The organism is Mesorhizobium sp. SEMIA396, assembly GCF_024518615.1.
In the GTDB taxonomy this organism is placed as follows: domain Bacteria; phylum Pseudomonadota; class Alphaproteobacteria; order Rhizobiales; family Rhizobiaceae; genus Mesorhizobium.
Genome location: NZ_JANIFC010000014.1, coordinates 108,809 through 128,154, shown reverse-complemented (window position 1 = coordinate 128,154; position 19,346 = coordinate 108,809). Strand labels below are relative to the sequence as shown.

Sequence of the window (19,346 nt, the reverse complement as noted above, 5' to 3'; positions counted from 1 at the left end):
CCACATGCCGTGCAATCAGAGCTTCTGAAGCAGGTAGTCGCCAACCTTGTCGGCAGCCGGATCGAACAGCGTGTCGAGCCGCGAATTCAGTACGTAGACATCGTCGCCCAAGATCGCCGCGGCCGTCGGCATCGACATGATGCTGCGCTCCTGCCGGACAATCGTCGCCGATGCCCACCCGTCGGCGGATACCAGTTCGACGGTGCGATCTGCGCCCAGGTTCTGCACCACGATGAGGTGCTGGTCATCGATCAACTGAATGCCGTCGGCACCCGTGAGGGCCTCGGGCAGTTTAACCGGTTCGACCGTGCGGGGGTCGGCGATACTGACGCGAAACAGCTCACCCGTATTGTATTTGCCCACGAGCAGATAGCCATCCTTGTGCCAGGCGATGCCGTTCAGCTTGAAGCCGTCGCCATTCGTGAACCGTGGATCCTGCGCAAAGATCGCCGCCTTGCCCGCTGTGTCGATCCGATAGACGATCGGAGCAAAACTGTCGGTCACATAAGCGTTTCCGTCGGCATCGAGCGCGATGTCATTGGCAAAATGCGTACCTTCGCTGAGGCTGCCGAGATCGTAATAGGCCCGAGGCTGGCCGGTCGTGGCATCGTAGGTGGCCACCGCCGCAAGCTTGCCCTTGCTCGCCGCACCGGTGCGATCGCCGACGCCCGGGTCGGAGTTCGTCACCCAAAGCGTGTTGCGCTTGTCGTCGACGAGCAGACCCGCCGTGGAAACCAGCCTCGCATCGTGCACGAACACCGTGTACTTCCCGGTTTTGTCGACCTTGGCCACCAGGCCATGACGCACCGAGCCGACCATAAAGGTGTCCTGCCTGGCCGACCATGTCATGCTCTCCGGATAACTCTGGTCGGAGGCGAACGAAATCCCCTGAGCCGTGCTGCCGGCCATCGATGGCGATACAATGTTGAAGAGAATCATGGCTGCGACGCCAGACATTAGAGAACGAGAGATCATGATTGGTTCCTTTCGGTCGGTTGATGTCACCGCTCTAGAACTCTGAGCGCGCCTCGAGAAATCGCGTTTCACGATGAGACGAATCGATCGCGTTCATGGGTTTGGGACTTGTCAAAATCCAAACCCGTCCGATCGCCCGACCTGCCATGAACGGGCTCGATGCCACCAATCCGCAAGATCGATTGGCGTGGTGGCGGGCAGGCCAGCATGTTTCAGGCGCTCAACATCAGCAGACGCCGATCGGGCGGACTGGGTGGATGTTCAACGATGGAACAGAAAAAGATGCTCAATCTGTATTTTCACGCCACGCCGAATTCGATGAAGGTGGCGGTGCTGCTGCAAGAGCTGGAATTGCCCTTCGACGTCTCGCCGGTCGATATCTTCAAAGGCGAGCAGCACACGCCGGAATTCAGGGAGATCAATCCAAATGGCAAGGTGCCGGCGATGGTTGACGGGGAGGTGACGATATTCGACTCCCACGCCATCCTCCTCTACCTCGCCGAGAAGCACGGAAAATTCATTCCGGGCGAACTGAAGGCCAAGGCTTTGATGCTGTCATGGCTTCAGTTCGTGGCAACGGGCCTATCGCCGTTTTCCGGCCAGGCAATCCACTTTCTGCATTACGCGCCGGAAGATATCGCCTATGCGAAAAATCGTTACGTGAAGGAGCTCGAGCGCCACTACGCGGTTCTGGACCGTCGGCTTGGAAAGGCCCGCTATCTGGCCGGCGACGAGTACACGATCGCCGACATGGCGCTTTGGGGCTGGGCCGCCTCCGCCGGATATGCATTCGGCGAGAAGGGTCTTGGCGACTATCCCAATGTCGTGCGCTTCATGGACGAGGCGACCAAGCGCCCTGCGGTCCAGCGAGCCCTGGACATGAAGGCAAGGCATACCTTCAAGGCTGATCTCGATGCGGAATCACGTCGCGCCATGTTCCCGCAAAACGAGGCAGATGCCGTATGACCCGTGCCACCGGCAGTTTCTGCTGCCGGTGGATTCGAGCACCGCTGGCGGCCGGGTTCAGTGCGATGCTCGGATGCCCAACCAATGCAGTGCAATGTCAGCCTGGACGACCCAGCGATATTAGACGCCAATCGAGTTCACGGCTCGACGTCGGCGCGAGGCCAGCCCTCAAGCCTTCTTCTGCGTCACGAGCCCCAGTTCCTCGACCATCGCCTCGCATCAAAAACTTCTGCGGCTTGCCGGGTGACCGTCATCGGCAATTCGGTGCGGAAGCGGATGTGGCGCTGGATCTTGTCGCGGGCGATCTGGCCGGGCTTGAGCACGATCCGGGCAGCTTCAGCTTTTCCAGAACCGCTGAGCCGACAGCAACCGGTATCGCTCCCACTCCATCCGGGTTACGATGCGTTGCTGAGAACGGGCGCGGGCGCCTCGTCGAACCACCTACGTCAGGAGGGCAGCGTGAAGTCGCCGACAGTGAGAGTTATGGACGCAGCCGATGAAGATTCAGCGGTCGAGATAATCGTGCTGGCGTTTGCAGCGGACCCTATGGCGCGGTGGACCTGGCCGCATGCACACCCGTACCTTGCAGCCATGCCGCGAATGGCCCGCGCGTTCGGGCGCAGGGCATTCTCTAACGGAAGCGCCTTTTGCACCGACGGCTACGCCGGGACGGCGCTGTGGCTGCCGCCCGGCGTGCATTCCGACGAGGAAGAGCTTGGCGCCGTGATCGAGAGCACGGTTGAATCCTCTCTCGCCCCTGAAACCGCGGCCATATTCGAGCAGATGGCCACGTACCACCCGACCGAACCGCATTGGTACTTGCCCCTGATCGGCGTCGACCCGGCGCATCAAGGCGAAGGTCACGGCGATGCCTTGATGGCGTACGCACTCGCGCAGTGCGACCGCGATCACGCGCCGGCCTATTTGGAATCCTCGAACCCGCGCAACATATCATTCTACCAGCGGCACGGCTTCGAATCGCTCGGCGCGATCCAGGTCGGTTCGTCGCCGACGCTCATCCCGATGCTGCGGCGACCTCGTTAAGCGTCAGTTTGATCAGATAGTTTGACCCTGTGGGACGTTCAGGGCGTCCACGGAGCTGTCGAGCACACCGTCGAAGCCGCACACCTGGCCCTTCTCGCCGGTGGGAAAGCGGATCGCGGGCACCTCTTGGCAACTGTGCCAACTTCGCGGGATGATAGGGCCGCTGCCCGCCTATAGATCAGCTTATGACAGCTATCTCGCTTGCCGCGCGGTGAACCGCCATTCTGCAGACGGCCCCCATTGAAATCACGTCACACTTGTAACTCCCATCTGGCCTCCGTCCGAAATAGCGTTTCCGGATCGCAACCGTTGGAAACGCCGAATTCGACCGAGGACCGGAAATGACGATGTTTGCAGCAACGGGGAACGCCCATGGCGGGAGACCGGCGAGGAATGGCCCGGCGTTAGCGCCTTCTTCAAGCACGCGGGCGAGGTCTTTCGCACCTACTCCACCTACGGGCGCGGCGTTGAGGTGATGATGGGCACCTACGCCATGCTCGACCTCATGCCGAAAGGCCGCAACGAGAAGGAGGGAATGGACTGGGTACGTCGCCACGATCGATACGAGTAGCCACTCCGGGAAGCCGTGGAATGACGCTCGGATGACAAATGAGCCTTTCTGCGTCACGGCTCACGGCCGGCAGCTTTGTGCGGAAGCCGCCCAAAGCCGCCAGTCCGCTCTCGGCCCGATTGAGACGTCATTACCTCGTCGCCGTCGTCGACAGTTGGCTCAAAGCAACCCAGCCGCACCGCGAAGCCAGCCCTCAAGCCGTCTTCTGCGCCACCAGCCCCAGTTGCTCCACCATCGCCTCGCGCATCAGGAACTTCTGTGGCTTGCCGGTCACGGTCATCGGCAATTCGGTGCGGAAGCGGAAACGCCATCTCAGGCAACGGGCTGCAGTTCGCTGTCGGCTTCCAGACTGAAGAACCCAAGCAGTCCGTTGACGACCAGTCGCGCCACTGTATCTAATTGCCAGCCTGGGCCAAGTTTTCATGGTACAAATATAAGAAATATATATGTAAGAAATACCACGATATGGACAGCGCCCGTCAAGAATGTTGTTCTTTCAGTGCTAAAACTCACATTGCATATGAAGAGCGCTAAAATCAAAAGCACTGTGTCAGTCGCTGGAAGCCCCAGGGTTAACCCTCTTCCCGTCAGCAGGCTGGCGGCCGCGACCGCCGGTATTGTCAAACCGATTGTGGCGCAAGCGGAACCCATCGCGACATTCAAACCGCGTTGCAGCTCATTGTTGAGTGAAGCGCGAACCGCCGAAATGGCCTCTGGCATCAAAACCAGCCCGGCGATCAATGCCCCCACAATGCTGTCAGCCTGGGTCACCTGATAGGCAACGAGCGTATCCTCGACGCTTGCGGCGACCTGCTCGGCGAGCATGACAATGCCAATCAGCCCGATCAAAAGCAGCAATGCGCCGGCAAAGACGCTTTCGTGAGGGGCAGTCCGCAGCGAAACACCGTGGGCCTGCCCTTCGACAAAGTCTTCTCGGTGGCGGACAGTCTGCGCGAACACAAAACTTGCATAAAGCAGCACCGAAAGCACGCTCACAAAGCCAAGTTGAGCTGCCGAAAATGTGCCCGGCCCCGTAGCTTGTGTGTAGGTTGGCAGAATAAGCGTCATGATGGTCAGCGCGATCAGAACCGCGAGATATGCGCTGGTCCCTTGTCGAACAATTGCCTGCTTGCGATGACGCCAGCCGCCAAGCGCGAGACAGGTGCCGACGACGCCGGTGGATGCAATCATCACTGTTGAAAAGACAGACTCACGTGCAAGCGTAGGGTTGTTCTCTCCATGCAGCATCATGGAAACGATGATCGACACCTCGATTGCCGTCACGGCAAAAGTCAGCACCAATGTGCCGTAGGGCTCTCCTACACGCCGAGCCACCGCCTCGGCGTGGTCGAGGACCACGAAAATGGTGGTGAACATAATCGCACTCGAAAGCGCTCCGACGAGTATCCTGGCGCTCAGCGAACCTTCGTCCGCCGACAGTCCGCCGGCTCTGACGGCGACAGCCATCACCAAGGCGGCCAAGGGCATCGCATACGAAGTCACCGAACGTCCGAAACCGCTCATGCAAGCCCCTGCGCGCTGCTGCGAACCGTGGCTGCATTCGCGCACCGACAGATCGAAGCGTTCACCCGTTCACGCCGTCTTCTGCGCCACCAGCCCCAGTTCCTCCACCATCGCCTCGCGCATCAAGAACTTCTGCGGCTTGCCGGTCACCGTCATCGGCAATTCGGTGCGGAAGCGTATGTGGCGGGGGATCTTGTAATGGGCGATCTGGCCGGCGCAGAAGTTCTTGACCTCCTGCTCGGTGGAGATCTGGCCGGGCTTGAGCACGATCCAGGCGCACAGCTCCTCGCCATATTTGGCGTCGGGAATGCCGAACACCTGCACCTCCTTGACCTTTGGATGGCGGTAGAGGAATTCCTCGACCTCCCTGGGATAGACGTTCTCGCCGCCGCGGATAACCATATCCTTGACCCGGCCGACGATGTTGCAATAGCCCTCGGCGTCTATGGTGGCGAGGTCGCCGGTGTGCATCCAGCCGTCGCTGTCGATCGCCTCGCGGGTCTTGTCGTCGTCGTCCCAGTAACCCTTCATCACCGAATAGCCGCGCGTGCAAAGCTCGCCCGGTACGCCGACCGCAACGGTAGCGCCATCGGCATCGACCGCCTTGACCTCGACATGGGGGTGAATGCGCCCGACGGTCGAGACGCGCTTTTCCAAGGGGTCGTCGACGCCGCTCTGGAACGACACCGGGCTGGTCTCGGTCATGCCGTAGGCGATGGTCACCTGTTCCATATGCATCAGCGACACCACCTTCTTCATCACCTCGATCGGGCATGGCGAGCCGGCCATGATGCCGGTGCGCAGGCTGGAGAGATCGAAGGCGGAAAAATCCGGATGATCCAGCAGGGCGACGAACATGGTCGGCACGCCGTAGAGCCCGGTGCAACGTTCCTGAGCCACCGCCTTCAACGTCGCGCCGGCATCGAAGCCCTCGCCCGGGAAAACCATCGTGGCGCCCTTCGTGACGCAGCCCATCGTGCCCATCGACATGCCGAAGCAGTGATAGAGCGGCACCGGTATGCACAGCCGGTCGTCGACGGTCAGCTTGATCGCCGAAGTGACGAAATTGCCGTTGTTGACGATGTTGTTGTGGGTCAGCGTCGCGCCCTTGGGGGCTCCTGTGGTGCCTGAGGTGAACTGGATGTTGATGGCCTCGCCCGGCTTCAGCTTCTCCGAGATGCGGTCGAGGCTGTCATGCTCGTCACGCCCGGCCATGGCCAGCACGTCGCCGAAATTGAACATGCCGGGCGAATTCTCGTCGCCCATGCGGATGACGATCTTCAGCGCCGGCAGTTTCTGCGCCTTGAGCTTGCCCGGTGTGGCCTTGGCGATCTCGGGCGCCAGCGTCTCGATCATGCCGAGATAGTCTGACGTCTTGAACTTGGCAGCGGTGACCAGCGCCTTGCAGCCGACCTTGTTCAGCGCATAGTCGAGCTCGGTCAACCGATAGGCGGGGTTGATGTTGACCAGGATCAGGCCGATGCGGGCGGTGGCGAACTGCGTCACCAGCCATTCCCAGCGGTTGGGCGACCAGATGCCGACGCGATCGCCCTTTGCCAACCCCAGTGCCAGGAAGCCGGCAGCCAGCGCGTCCACCGTGTCCGACAGTTCGCTCCAGGTGAAGCGCTTGTCCTGATCGACGAAGACAGCGGCGTCGAGCGTGCCGTATTTGCTGACGGTGTCGGAAAACAGCGCGGGGATGGTCTTGTCGAGCAGCGGCACGCTGCGTTCGCCAGAGACATGCGCCCTGTTGTCGACGGGTGCGACGAAGACACCGCCAGCACGCGCGCCGGGTCCGCGCAGATTGCTGGCGTTCTTCAGCTCGTCGAGATTGACCGGCATCGCTCTCTCCTCCCGGGACTAAGTGCGTCGCGCTGAAACAGAATCATGCGACGCGTTCTAGGTCCTTGTTTTTATGCATGTCGTTCTCCCAAAACCGAGATCACTTTGGGCGACATGCATTAGCCGAGCCTATCAGCCTGCCGGAGTGGAGGAAATCCCGCCGATGGTCGTGAAAGGGCAACGATCCGGTCAACGATGCTTCGGAGCTTCGCGTTGGCTGACGAAGCGCGCCAAAACGAAAAAACCCGCCTGGGCGGCGGGTCACCGGCGCAAATCAGCACCATGGGCAAAAATGTAGCATAGCTGCCCTCACCGGTCAAGGAAATAATTCCTATCCGACCGCAGCCGCCATCTTCGCCGCGATGTCGCGCAGGACCGCTTCATCGGCCGCCGCCCGTGTCTTCTTCGACGCCACCAGACAGGCCTGCGAGCGCAGGACGAGGCCATCGCCCAGCACCTTGAGATGATTGGCGCGCAGCGTCGAGCCGGTGGTTGTGATGTCGACGATGACATCGGCCAGACCGGCCGCCGGCGCGCCTTCGGTAGCGCCGAGGCTTTCGACGATGCGATAGACCTGGATGCCGTGCTTCTGCGAGAAGAATTGCTGCGTCAGCCGCCAGTATTTGGTGGCGATGCGCAGCCGCCGGCCATGGCGCTGGCGAAAATCGGCGGCGACGTCGTCGAGATCGGCCATGGTGTCGACGTCGAGCCAGATGTCCGGCACGGCAACCACCACATCGGCATTGCCGAAGCCGAGACGGGCGACGATTTCGGCGCGGCTCTCCCAGTCGGCGAGGTTTTCACGCACCAGGTCCTCGCCGGTGATGCCGAGATCGACGGCGCCCTGGCCGATCTCCCCTGATATTTCGGAAGCCGACAGGAACACCACTTCGACATCGTCCAGGCCCTCGACGCGGGCGTGGTATTTGCGCTCGTCGCCGGGCAGGCTGACGGCGAGGCCGGCTTTGGCCAGTACTTCCAGCGCCTGTTCTTTCAGTCGGCCTTTCGACGGGATCGCCAGCGTGATCATGGCGCCGTCTCCCGCAATGCCTCGATGCGATCGAGCCAGACGGAAAAGCCGACGCCGGGGATAGGCGTCTTCGCGCCAAGCAGGGTCAGCAGCCGGTCATAGCGGCCGCCGCCGACCAGCGGCCGGTCGCCATTGTCGGCCGCGATTTCGAAAACCAGGCCGGTGTAGTAATCGAGCGGGCGGCCGAAGGCGGCGTCGTAGCGGATTTTATCGGCCGGCAAGCCGTGCGCCTCGATCGCCTTGGCGCGGGCAGCGAACTTTTCCAGCGCGACATCGAGCGACAGCCCGGCGCCGGTGGCGAAGGTCTCCAGTGCCTGGGCCGCGCCATCAAGCGGAACGTCGATCGCCAGAAAATCCTTCAGCGCGGAAAAGGCCCCGCTCGACAACCGAACGCTGCGCAACTCGGCTTTCTCGATCAGCCGCCGGGCAATGTCGGACGGCGCGCGTCCGGCGGACGCCGACAGGCGCGCCTCTTCCATGCCGCTGGCGATATGGGCGGAAAGACCGTCCAGATCACCATCGAGGACGAGGGCGGCGACCGGCCCGGAAAGCTGGCCGTTGCGCGGCGGGTTGGCGAGATCGGCGAGAGCCGTCTCAAGCATCGGCGCCGAGCCGAACGCACGGGCAAGGCGCATGCGCCAGCCGCGCGGCAGGCCGAGGGCAGCCAGAACCGCCTCGAAAATGGTCTGGTCGCCTAGCGTGATCGCCAGCGCCTGACCAGGCAGCACCAGCGACAGCAGCGCATGCGCGTCGGCTACCGAGCGGGCATCGGCTCCAGCGGTATCGCGGTCACCGAGATCCTCAATGCCGGCCTGGAAGAACTCGTTGCCGCCTTCGCGGCGCTGTCGAAACACCTCGCCGAGATAGGAATATCGGCGGGGTGTGCCGGCCTGCGAGCTTATGTGGTCGAGGCAGACGGGGATGGTGAATTCCGGCCGCAGGCACAGCGTCTGGCCGGTCTCGCTTTCGGTCAGGAAGATGCGGCGGCGCAAATCCTCGCCGGCCATGTCGAGGAAGGGGTCCGCCGGCTGCAATATGGCGACCTCGACGGCGTGCGTGTTGCGCGTGGCGAAGAGGTTGGTGATGTCGGTGGAGATGGCGGGGGTGCGGGAGGTCAACTTGCTGACCTCAGTGCTGCACGACCCTCTGGTCCCAAACCAGAGGCGCCAACGATCCAGGCGAAGGCCGGCGCTCTACGGCGCCCCCCTCTGCCCTGCCGGGCATCTCCCCCTCTAGGGGGTAGATCAGATGTCGGCTCGGCTTTCGCCAATCTCAAAGGTTGCAAGGAGAATGCCTTCGGCCAAGCTGCCAATCTCCCCCCTAGAGGGGGAGATGTCCGGCAGGACAGAGGGGGGCGCCGTAGAACGCGGCCTCTACTTGCCACGCGCCCTCTCCTCGGCCTGCGCCGCCAAAATCTTCTTCACCTCGGCGACCAGCTCGCCCTCCGCCACCGTCACCTGCGCCGGGCGCGCGGCGCGCCATTCGGCGTTATCGGTGATTTCGGCAGACATGCGCGCGCCTTCGATCAGGTCCTTGATCTGCAGCTCGCCCTTGGCGCGCTCGTCGCCGCCCTGGATGATGGCGACCGGGCAGCCGCGCCGGTCGGCATATTTGAGCTGCGCCTTCATGCCGGCGCCGCCGAGATACATTTCGGAACGGATGCCGGCGGCGCGCAGCTCCGCCACCATCTTCTGGTAGCGGCCGAGGCTGTCGGTGTCCTTGTCCATCACCAGCACGACGACAGGAGCAATCACGTCCGAGGCGTCGAGCTTGCCGAGGTTCTTCAGCGCGGTCATCAACCTGGAGACGCCGATGGAAAAGCCGGTCGCCGGCACAGGCTCGCCGCGGAAGCGGGAAACAAGGCCATCGTAGCGGCCGCCGCCACCAACCGAGCCGAAGCGTACGATCTGGCCGTCCTCGTTGGGGATTTCGGCCAGAAGCTCGGCTTCGAGGACGGGGCCGGTGTAGTATTCGAGGCCGCGCACGACCGAGCGGTCCATGGCGATACGGTCCTCGCCATATCCCGCCGCCCTGACCAGCGCTTTAATCGTGGCGAGTTCGCCGACGCCTTCCTGGTAGATGGCGTTCGAACTGACCGTGGAATCCTGGCCGGCTTGTATGGTCCTCGCAGTCGCGAGAAGAACCGCCTCGGCTTGCCCGTTGTTCAACCCGGCGCCCTTGGCGAAGTCGCCTTCGCCCTCCTTGCCGCCGTCCCAGCGGCCCGGGCCAAGCAAAAGCTTCACGCCTTCCGGCCCGAGCTTGTCCAGCTTGTCGATCGCGCGCAGGACCGTCAGCCGGCGGCCGCCATTCTCCTCACCGCCGAGGCCGATCGCCTCCAGCACGCCATCCAGCACCTTGCGGTTGTTGACGCGGATGACGTAGTCGCCGCGCTTGATGCCGAGCGCTTCCATGACGTCGGCCATCATCATCGCCATCTCGGCGTCGGCGGCCACGCCCGGCGTACCGATCGTGTCGGCGTCGAACTGCATGAACTGGCGGAAGCGGCCGGGGCCTGGCTTCTCGTTGCGGAACACCCAGCCGGAGCGATAGCTGCGGTAAGGCTTGGGCAGGCGCTCGTAATTCTCGGCGACGAAACGGGCCGTCGGCGCGGTCAGGTCGTAGCGCAGCGACAGCCACTGGTCGTCATCGTCCTGGAAGGAGAACACGCCTTCGTTCGGCCGGTCCTGGTCGGGCAGGAATTTTCCGAGCGCATCGGTGTATTCGATCAGCGGCTGGTCTGCCGGTTCGAAACCGTAAAGCTCATAGACCGAGCGGATCGTCGCCATCATCTTCTCGACGGCGCGGATGTCCTCGGCGCTGCGGTCGGCAAAACCGCGCGGCAGTCGCGCTTTCGTCTTTTCCGATTTGTCGGCCATGAGCTGGGGTCTTTTTTGCTAAGTAATCGATGACATATTGCGAGTGGGCGTGTCCTAACCGAAGCGGCGAGGACCAGCAAGGGTTTGCACCCTCTCTACGAGGTGGCTAGGAACAGTTCGATAGCTTTGCAAGTACAGCGCCGCCCCTCATCCGCCTGCCGGCACCTTCTCCCCGTATAGTGACGGGGAGAAGAGAGCTGAACGCGGACTCGGGCATTCTCTTGCAACCTGGACGACTGGCGAAACCATCGACGAGGGCGTCCTTCTCCCCGTCGCTATACGGGGAGAAGTGCCCGGCAGGGCGATGAGGGGCGGCGCAGAACGACCAAGATTTGGGCCTACCACCGAGCCAAGCTCTGAAACAAAACGCAGCGAAAATGAAACAATCCCGCCACGGGTACGGCATTGTGCCGACACAATCGTCGCCGATAAAGCGCGGGAAATGAGGGGTTCGCGGCCATGACCAGCACAGCAAGATTCCACGCCATCGACAGCGATGCCGAATTGCCCGCACGCCTGCGCCCGGCCGACATCAACGCCCCGAAAATGATCAGCCAGGCTGCCGGCCCGTTCGAAGTGCCCGGCGAGACCGGCAAGGGACCATCCATGCGCGACGCGTTGATGACCGGCCTGCTGGTGATCTATCCGACCGTGGCCACGGTGGTGGCGATCGTCGCCGGCCTGGTGCTGGCCAGCGCCAACGGCACCTGAGCCTATTTCGGCCGCCTGAAAGCCTTCCGCTGCTTCTCGACCTCTTTGCGGCAGACGCAGCCCTCGAGGTGGTCGTTGACCAGGCCCATGGCCTGCATGAAGGCGTAGACCGTGGTCGGGCCGACAAAGCTCCAGCCGCGTTTCTTCAGCTCCTTCGAAATCCGCACCGAGACGGCCGTTGTCGGGTTGGCGCGCAGATGGGCGAGGTCGACGATTTGCGGCCGCTCGTCCTTACCGGGTTCGAACTTCCAGAACCAGGCGGCCAGCGAGCCGAATTCGTCGGCCATTTCGCGGGCGCGCTTGGCGTTGTTGATGGTCGAGACGATCTTGCCGCGATGGCGGATGATGCCGGCATTGCCGAGCAGGCGTTCGACATCCTTGTCGGTGAAGGCGGCGACCTTGTCGAACTCGAAATTAGCGAAGGCTTCGCGAAAATTCTCCCGCTTGCGCAGGATGGTCAGCCACGACAGGCCCGACTGAAAGCCTTCGAGGCAGATCTTTTCGAACAGCCTGCGGTCGTCGGCCACAGGCCGGCCCCATTCATGATCGTGGTAGTGCAGATAGTCGGGCAGATTGCCGTGCCAGAAGCAGCGCGCGACACCGTCGGGACCGGCGAGCAGGCCGGTGTTTTCCTTGTCCATAAGCCAAAATCCGTTCGTTAACGCGCTTTTGCGCGGCATTTACTGCGGCTTTACCAGATTCCTGAACCCTGCGGTAACCACACCAAAAGGTTTACCGACAGTTCCGCATTTTACGCATTCCGATTCATGTTTCGGTTGCTGCTTGCGCGCCAATGATCGCCGAACCGGGAGGACGTTTCCACCCGTTTTGTATCAGACGATCAAGGTGCGTTACGATGAAGACAGTTCTGTTTCCCGTGCTCGGCGCCGTGGCTGTGTTTGCCGCCGGCGTCACACCCTCCACCGCCGGCGACCGCTATGCCGACAGGCCGCCGGTAATGGTGAGCCCCGACCTTTCCGCACCCTGGGTGCTGCAGCTTGGCCAGGCACCCGGCATCGTGCGCCAGAACCGCCAGGTGGTGCAGCAACAGCGGCGCCTGCGCCTGGCGCAGCCCGACCGGGTGCAGACGGCGGCGGTGCAGCCGCCGGCCAAGCGCATGCTCGCGCGTCCTCAGATCAACCCGATCTACCTGCCGCAGGAAGTCGACTATGACGGAGGCCAGAAGCCGGGCACGATCGTCATCGACACCACCCAGAACTTCCTCTACCTCGTCGAGAAGAACGGCAAGGCAAGGCGCTATGGCGTCGGCACCGGCAAGCCGGGCTTCGAATGGTCGGGTACGCACAAGATCACCAGCAAGCGCGAGTGGCCGGACTGGCGCCCGCCGGCGCAGATGATCAAGCGCGAAGCCGCCAAGGGCCGCTATTTGCCGACCTATCTTGCCGGCGGCGCGGAGAACCCGCTTGGCGCCCGCGCGCTCTACCTCGGCACGACCGAATACCGCATCCACGGCACCAACCAGCCGTGGACGATCGGCGGCGCGGTGTCGTCAGGCTGCATCCGCATGCGCAACGAGGACGTCGTCGACCTTTATGAGCGGGTCAATGTCGGAACCACGGTCGAGGTGATATAATAATCCTTGCGAATCACCTGGCCAGCAAAGCAGTCCGCTTTTCGAGGCCAGTTTAGGGATAACGGGGGACGGGCCGTATGGGGATGCGGCCGGTCAGGAAGGGCAGCACGGGAAACCGCGCTGCCCTTTCCGTTTTTGAGCAGAAATCGAGGGCAAAGGTCACCCACGCGTCGCGCAACGGGCATAGCGGTTCGCTTTCATGCTGCCCTTTACCGCATTCTTTTGCTATCTCGGTGGCTAGTTCCACAAAAGAGTTCACCCATGCCCCTGTCCGAAGACAGCCGTTATCTCAAGGGCGGCCCGGTCGCCCAGCGCATCATCGCCGCCGTTGCCGAGGACGCAGCGATCGCCAAAGCCGAGGGTTTTCCCCCCAAGCTGGTCTCGATCACCGTCGGAGACACCGATGCGGTGGATGTTTATGTGCGCAACCAGCGCGCCAAGGCTGAGCTCGCCGGCATCGATTTCGAGGAGCGGCGCTTTCCCGCCACCATCACGGCAGGCGAGTTGGAAGCGGCCATTCACGGCCTGAATGCCGATCCGCGCGTCACCGGCATCATCATCCAGCGGCCGGTCCCGGTGCATATCCCGATCAGGACATTGCAGGCGGCGGTGCATCCGCTCAAGGATGTCGAAGGCATGCATCCGGCCTCGATCGGCAACATCGTCTACAATCAGCTCGATCTCGCGCCTTGCACGGCGGCCGCCTCGGTCGAACTGCTCAAGGAAACCGGCCTCGACCTCAAGGGACTGGAAGTCGTCATCGTCGGCCATTCGGAAATCGTCGGCAAGCCGATCGCCTTCCTGCTGATGAGCGAAGGCGCGACGGTGACCGTGTGCCATCACATGACGCGGTCGGTCGCCGCCCATGCGCGACGTGCCGATGCGCTGTTCGTCGCCGTCGGCAAGCCGCGGCTGATCAAGGCCGACATGGTCAAGCCGGGTGCTGCCGTCATCGACATCGGCATCAATTCCGAAATCGGCCCCGACGGCTCCAGCCGCATCGTCGGCGACGTCGACACCGAAAGCGTGCGCGAGGTCGCCTCCTGGATCACACCGGTGCCGGGCGGTGTCGGCCCGATCACGGTCGCCATCCTGCTGCGCAACACCATGGTGGCGCTCAGCCGCCAGCGTGCGCTTTATGAGGCGACCTACGGTACGGCGGACAGGCTCGCGGCAGAGTAGCGCTGGGGCTGGCGCCCTACTCCGCGGCGATCAGGCTCTCTTCCCGAACGCCTTCCGGCTTTGGTCCGCCATAGGCCCAGTCGAGCAGCTTGATCGTGTGCACCACCGGCAGCTTCGCGGCGGAAGCGATCTGGGTGATGCAGCCGATGTTGCCGGTGGCGACGATCGAAGCCCCCGTCGCCTCGATGTTTTTCACCTTGCGGTCGCGCAGTTTGGCCGAGATCTCGGGCTGCAGGATGTTGTAGGTGCCGGCGGAGCCGCAGCAGAGATGTCCTTCACGCGGCTCGCGCACGATGAAGCCGGCCTTGGCCAGCAGTTCCTTCGGCTGGCGGGTGATCTTCTGGCCGTGCTGCATCGAACAGGCCGAGTGATAGGCGACAACCGTGCCCGGCTTGCGCACCGGTTCAGGCAGATCGAAGGTCGAGAGATATTCGGTGATGTCCTTGGCCAGCGCCGAAACGCGCGCGGCCTTGTCGGCATAGGCCGGATCCAGCCGCAGCATGAAACCGTAGTCCTTGATCGTCGTGCCGCAGCCGGATGCAGTGATGACGATGGCATCGAGCCCGCCTTGTTCGATGGCGCGCGTCCAGGCATCGACATTCTGCCTCGCCGAGGCAAGCGCGGCCTGCTCGCGCCCCATATGATGCACCAGCGCGCCGCAGCAGCCCTCGCCCGGCGGCACCACGACCTCGACGCCGAGCCGCGTCAGCAGCGAAATCGTGGTGTCGTTGATGGCGGGATCGAGCACCGATTGCGCGCAGCCAGTGAGGATGGCGACGCGGCCTCTTTTGCTCCCCTGCCCGGCATGGATGCCTGGCGAGCCCATCGGCGAAGCTGCCGGGATCGAGGCCGGCGCGAGCTTGAGCATCGCACTGAGCGGCTTCAGCGCCGGAACCTTGTCGAACAAGCCTATAAACGGCTTGCCCAGCTTCGCCAGCTTGAGCGCGGCGCGAAACCGCTGGGGATAAGGCAGCACGAAGGCCAGCATGGCGCGGGTCAGTCGATCGAGCAGCGGCCGCTTGTAGGTCTCCTGGATATGGGCGCGGGCATGGTCGACCAGATGCATGTAGTTCACGCCCGACGGGCAGGTGGTCATGCAGGCGAGGCACGACAGGCACCGATCGATATGGGTGACGATCTGCTTGTCGGCGGGATGGCCATTTTCCAGCATGTCCTTGATCAGGTAGATGCGCCCGCGCGGTGAATCGAGCTCGTTGCCAAGCGTCACATAGGTCGGGCAGGTGGCGGTGCAGAAGCCGCAATGCACGCATTTGCGCAGGATCTTTTCCGATTCCGCGACATGCGGATCGGCAAGCTGGGCAAGCGAAAAATTGGTCTGCATCGCTAATGTCCTAGGCCATTCGGCCGGGATTGAGGATGTGCTTCGGGTCGAATTCTTGCTTCAGCCGCTGGCTGAGTGCGGCAAGTGCGGGCGGCTGCGGCTCGAACACCGGCAGAGCGGCGCGATGCGAAGGTGCGGCACGCACCAGCGTCGCATGGCCGCCGCCATGTTTTCTCAACAGTCCGCGCAGCAGGGCGGCTTCCGGATCGCCCTGTTCCATGCGCAGCCACACCAGCCCGCCCTGCCAGTCATAGTAGGCGCTGACGGCGGCCTGCATGCGCAGCGTCAGGACCATCTGGTGGCACTGTCCCGGCGTCATCGAGACACGCCAGACCGGTTTCTCGCTGTTGTCGGCGAAGGGCCTGCAATCGCGTACATCGCGCCAGATCAGCCGTGAAGCGTCACCGGCAATCTCCTGCAGCGGCCCAGCCTTGCCGAGCAGCGTTTTCAGCGCGGCGATGCGGTAGGCGACGGACGGGCCGAAGCCTTCGACACGCAGCAGCGTCGCGGCCTCACCGCCGAGACTGCCGCCGGCGACACGCGCGGCGATCCGCTCGGGCAGATGGGCGGCACTCGACACTTCAGCACTCGAGCCAAGCGCCAGGGCCATGGCGCTTGCTGCCGCATCGTCGAGCAGGCCACGAATGGCGAGCGTGACTTCGGCCTCGGCTGCCGGCAGCACCTTGAAGGTGACGTCGGTGAACACAGCCAGCGTGCCCCAGCTGTTGGCCATCAGCTTGGACATGTCATAGCCGGTGACGTTCTTGACCACGCGGCCGCCCGACTTGAAGGCTTCGCCACGACCGGACACCACATTGATGCCCAGGACATGATCGCGCGCCGCGCCCGCCTTGAGCCGGCGCGGACCGGAGAGGTTCGCGGCGAGCACGCCGCCGATCGTGCCCTTGCCCGGTTCGCCACCAAACAGCGGACCGTAATCCATCGGCTCGAAAGCGAGTTGCTGACCGTTTTCCGCCAGCAGCTTTTCGATCTCGGCCAGCGGTGTGCCTGCCTTGGCCGACAGCACCAGTTCAGCCGGTTCATAGAGCGTGACGCCAGAGAGTTTCGACAGGTCGAGCGTGTGTTCGGTTTGCAGCGGCCGGCCGATGCCGCGCTTGGAACCGTGGCCGAGGATTTCGAGCGGCGAGCCTTCCGCCGCTGCCCAGGCGACGGTGGAGAGGACTTCGGATGGTGTGGTTGGGGTGAAAGTAGTCAAAGCCTGTGCTCCCGAAGCCTTTCGAGCACGGCTTCGCCCCGTGGCGACAGCCGATAACCGACCTTGAGGCTCTCGGTGAGACCGAACTCCCCGAGCTTGCGGACATCCTGCTTGAACTTCAGCTTTTCGACGCCGGCCTTGTCGGCCAGGACAGCAGCCGGCAATTCCGGATGGGCGCCGATCGCCTGCAGGATCGACGGGAAGTAGCCGGGTGCCGTTTTGTCCCAGCGCGCAAAACGCTGGGTCAAGGCATGCCAGTCCTCATCGGAAAGCACGGCGTCGCCGCGCAGGCCAACGCGTTCGTCGGGCTCGATGCCTTTGAGCTCGATGCGATAGACCGGGGTACCGTCATCGGGGCCAAGCATCTCCTGAAGGGCTCCTCGGGACGGAAAGCCGGCTGCGGTCGCGTCTTTCTCCGTCAATTCGGAGCCGCTCGCGATCGAGATGTCCCCGATCCTAACCGCACCTGACGCCGTTCTGACCCGCCCGCCGGCCTTGACGGTCGGCCGCTTCCAGCGCCGAAAAGCGAGCGTCACTTCATTGCGCGCGATCTTGTCCAGCAAGGATTGTTTGAACAGCAACTCAAACCTCACTCGGGCATGGGTTCCTCGCCCCCGCAAAGCGGGGGAGAGGTGGCTCGGGCAAAGCCCGAGACGGAGAGGGGGGCGAATTCTATGCCAGACGCGAGTTCGGATATGCTGAGTTCCTTGGCGCCCCCCTCTGTCCTGCCGGACATCTCCCCCTCAAGGGGAGAGATCGGATGTCGCATATGGCTTCGCCAATCTCCAATGGTGACAAAAGGGCGAGGCGCGCGAGCTGCCAATCTCCCCCCTTGAGGGGGAGATGTCCGGCAGGACAGAGGGGGGTGTTCAAGCGCCGACATATCCCTCAAAACCTCGGAATGTCCGGAAACGGCAGCTTGCCGCCGGAAATGTGCATGCGGCCGAGTTCGGCGCATCGCCGCAGCTGCGGGAACACTTTTCCCGGGTTGAGCAGATGGTTGGGATCGAAGGCGCATTTGACGCGCATCTGCTGGTCGAGATCGATCTGGGTGAACATTTCCGGCATCAGGTCGCGTTTTTCCACGCCCACACCGTGTTCGCCGGTCAACACGCCGCCGACCTTGACGCAGAGCCGCAATATGTCGGCGCCGAAGCTTTCGGCCTTGTCGAGTTCGCCCGGTACGTTGGCATCGTAGAGGATCAGCGGATGCAGATTGCCGTCGCCGGCGTGAAAGACATTGGCGACGCCGAGACCGTATTTTTCCGACAGCTCGCGCATGCCGGCGAGCACGCGCGGCAGCTCCTTGCGCGGGATGGTGCCGTCCATGCAGTAGTAGTCGGGCGAGATGCGGCCGACGGCCGGAAACGCCGCCTTGCGGCCGGCCCAGAAGCTCAGCCGTTCATGTTCGGACTGCGAAATGCGGCAGGTGGTCGAGCCGTTCTTGTAGGCGATCGCCTCGACCAGACCGATCAGATGATCGACCTCGACGCCCGGCCCGTCGAGCTCGACGATCAGCAGCGCTTCGACATCCAGGGGATAGCCGGCATGGACGAAATCCTCGGCGGCGTGGATCGCCGGCCGGTCCATCATCTCCATGCCGCCCGGAATGATGCCGGCGCCGATGATGTCGGCGACGCACTGGCCGCCCTGCTCACTGGTCGGGAAGCCGATCAGCAGTGCGCGAGCCGTCTCCGGTTTCTTCAGGATGCGCACGGTGACCTCGGTGACGACGCCAAGCAGCCCTTCCGAACCCGTCATGACGCCGAGCAAGTCATAACCTTCCGCATCGAGGTGACTGCCGCCGAGCCGTACCACTTCGCCATTCATCAGCACCATCTCGATGCCGAGCACATTGTTGGCGGTAAGGCCGTATTTCAGGCAGTGCACGCCGCCGGAATTCTCCGCGACATTGCCGCCGATCGAGCAGGCGATCTGGGAGGATGGATCGGGGGCGTAGTAAAAGCCCTGCTGCTCGACGGCGGTGGTGATGCCGAGATTGGTGACGCCCGGCTGGGCAACGACAACGCGATTGGGGAAATCGATCTCGAGGATACGGTTGAAGCGGCTCATCACCAAAAGCACCGCGTCCTCGAGCGGCAGCGCGCCGCCCGACAGCGAGGTCCCGGAGCCGCGCGGCACGACGCGGACGTTGCGATCGTTGCAGTATTTCAGCACGCGCGAAACCTGCGCCACCGTTTGCGGCAGCACGACGACCAGCGGCAGCTGCCGATAGGCGGTCAGGCCGTCGCTCTCGAAGGCGCGCATGGAATTGGCGGCGTCGACGACGCCCTCACCCGGCACGATGATGCGCATGTCGGCGACGATCTCGTCGCGCCGGCGCATCGTGGCGTCGTCTGGTTTCGGCATGGCCAGGCCGGACATCAGCAGCCTCATTTCGCTTGACTGGTCAAAATCTTTTACCAGTGAAGCGCGTTGGGTGCAAATCCTGTGGTGGTTGGGAATCCGGCAT

The 19,346-nt window shown here is 63.1% G+C and carries 16 protein-coding genes and 1 pseudogene; 6 read left to right on the top strand and 11 right to left on the bottom strand.

The genetic code is table 11. The annotated features are described in order from the left end of the window. Nucleotides 1–15: 15 nt before the first annotated feature. Nucleotides 16–909, bottom strand: a complete 894-nt coding sequence (locus tag NP503_RS28450) for an SMP-30/gluconolactonase/LRE family protein (RefSeq protein WP_164748887.1) — start codon at nt 907–909, stop codon at nt 16–18. Nucleotides 910–1,257: 348 nt separating this feature from the next. On the opposite strand from NP503_RS28450, the gene NP503_RS28445 reads away from it, so the two are divergent. The 3 genes and pseudogenes from NP503_RS28445 to NP503_RS28435 all read left to right on the top strand — a co-directional run. After that, nucleotides 1,258–1,941: a glutathione S-transferase family protein gene (locus tag NP503_RS28445; RefSeq protein WP_127269670.1), complete on the top strand. Its 684-nt coding sequence runs from the start codon at nt 1,258–1,260 to the stop codon at nt 1,939–1,941. 459 nt (nt 1,942–2,400) lie between these two features. Then, a complete protein-coding gene (locus NP503_RS28440; RefSeq protein ID WP_206517178.1) occupies nt 2,401–2,985 on the top strand; it encodes an N-acetyltransferase in 585 nt (194 codons plus the stop codon). Nucleotides 2,986–3,358: 373 nt separating this feature from the next. Next, nucleotides 3,359–3,556, top strand: a pseudogene (locus tag NP503_RS28435) (DUF899 family protein); the annotation flags it as partial. A gap of 420 nt (nt 3,557–3,976) precedes the next feature. On the opposite strand, the gene NP503_RS28430 reads toward NP503_RS28435, so the two are convergent. The 5 genes from NP503_RS28430 to hisS form a co-directional block, all read right to left on the bottom strand. After that, a complete protein-coding gene (locus tag NP503_RS28430) occupies nt 3,977–5,080 on the bottom strand; it encodes a calcium:proton antiporter (RefSeq protein WP_127269260.1) in 1,104 nt (367 codons plus the stop codon). A gap of 69 nt (nt 5,081–5,149) precedes the next feature. Further along, entirely contained in the window at nt 5,150–6,922 is a 1,773-nt protein-coding gene (locus NP503_RS28425; RefSeq protein ID WP_127272182.1) for an AMP-binding protein, read from the bottom strand. Nucleotides 6,923–7,253: 331 nt separating this feature from the next. Next, nucleotides 7,254–7,952 (bottom strand): ATP phosphoribosyltransferase, encoded by a 699-nt coding sequence (hisG, locus tag NP503_RS28420; RefSeq protein ID WP_127272183.1) that lies wholly within the window; start codon nt 7,950–7,952, stop codon nt 7,254–7,256. Next, nucleotides 7,949–9,070, bottom strand: coding sequence for an ATP phosphoribosyltransferase regulatory subunit (locus tag NP503_RS28415; protein WP_127272184.1), 1,122 nt, complete (start codon nt 9,068–9,070; stop codon nt 7,949–7,951). The genes hisG and NP503_RS28415 overlap by 4 nt, the downstream gene beginning before the upstream one ends. Before the next feature lie 255 nt (nt 9,071–9,325). Continuing rightward, on the bottom strand, nt 9,326–10,828 hold the full coding sequence (hisS, locus tag NP503_RS28410; protein ID WP_127268834.1) for a histidine--tRNA ligase: 1,503 nt from the start codon (nt 10,826–10,828) through the stop codon (nt 9,326–9,328). Between the two features lie 459 nt (nt 10,829–11,287). Here hisS and NP503_RS28405 point away from each other — a divergent pair, with 459 nt between their 5' ends. Then, entirely contained in the window at nt 11,288–11,539 is a 252-nt protein-coding gene (locus tag NP503_RS28405) for a hypothetical protein (protein WP_127268833.1), read from the top strand. 2 nt (nt 11,540–11,541) lie between these two features. Here the strand turns inward: NP503_RS28405 and NP503_RS28400 are convergent, their stop codons facing one another. After that, a complete protein-coding gene (locus tag NP503_RS28400) occupies nt 11,542–12,180 on the bottom strand; it encodes a DNA-3-methyladenine glycosylase I (protein WP_127268832.1) in 639 nt (212 codons plus the stop codon). A 215-nt stretch (nt 12,181–12,395) separates the two neighbouring features. Here NP503_RS28400 and NP503_RS28395 point away from each other — a divergent pair, with 215 nt between their 5' ends. Continuing rightward, on the top strand, nt 12,396–13,133 hold the full coding sequence (locus NP503_RS28395; RefSeq protein WP_127268831.1) for a L,D-transpeptidase: 738 nt from the start codon (nt 12,396–12,398) through the stop codon (nt 13,131–13,133). Between the two features lie 261 nt (nt 13,134–13,394). Then, nucleotides 13,395–14,315, top strand: a complete 921-nt coding sequence (locus NP503_RS28390; protein WP_127268830.1) for a bifunctional 5,10-methylenetetrahydrofolate dehydrogenase/5,10-methenyltetrahydrofolate cyclohydrolase — start codon at nt 13,395–13,397, stop codon at nt 14,313–14,315. 16 nt (nt 14,316–14,331) lie between these two features. Here NP503_RS28390 and glcF read toward each other — a convergent pair whose 3' ends face one another. The 4 genes from glcF to NP503_RS28370 form a co-directional block, all read right to left on the bottom strand. After that, complete coding sequence (gene glcF, locus NP503_RS28385; RefSeq protein WP_127272185.1) at nt 14,332–15,657, bottom strand: glycolate oxidase subunit GlcF; 1,326 nt, start codon at nt 15,655–15,657, stop codon at nt 14,332–14,334. A 10-nt stretch (nt 15,658–15,667) separates the two neighbouring features. Next, nucleotides 15,668–16,873 carry a glycolate oxidase subunit GlcE gene (gene glcE / locus NP503_RS28380; protein ID WP_127273428.1) on the bottom strand — a complete coding sequence of 402 codons (1,206 nt, stop codon included), beginning with the start codon at nt 16,871–16,873 and terminating at the stop codon, nt 15,668–15,670. Further along, on the bottom strand, nt 16,870–17,466 hold the full coding sequence (locus NP503_RS28375; RefSeq protein ID WP_236383375.1) for an ASCH domain-containing protein: 597 nt from the start codon (nt 17,464–17,466) through the stop codon (nt 16,870–16,872). The genes glcE and NP503_RS28375 overlap by 4 nt, the downstream gene beginning before the upstream one ends. A 295-nt stretch (nt 17,467–17,761) precedes the next feature. Continuing rightward, nucleotides 17,762–19,258 (bottom strand): FAD-linked oxidase C-terminal domain-containing protein, encoded by a 1,497-nt coding sequence (locus tag NP503_RS28370; RefSeq protein ID WP_127270604.1) that lies wholly within the window; start codon nt 19,256–19,258, stop codon nt 17,762–17,764. Between the last annotated feature and the right edge of the window lie 88 nt (nt 19,259–19,346).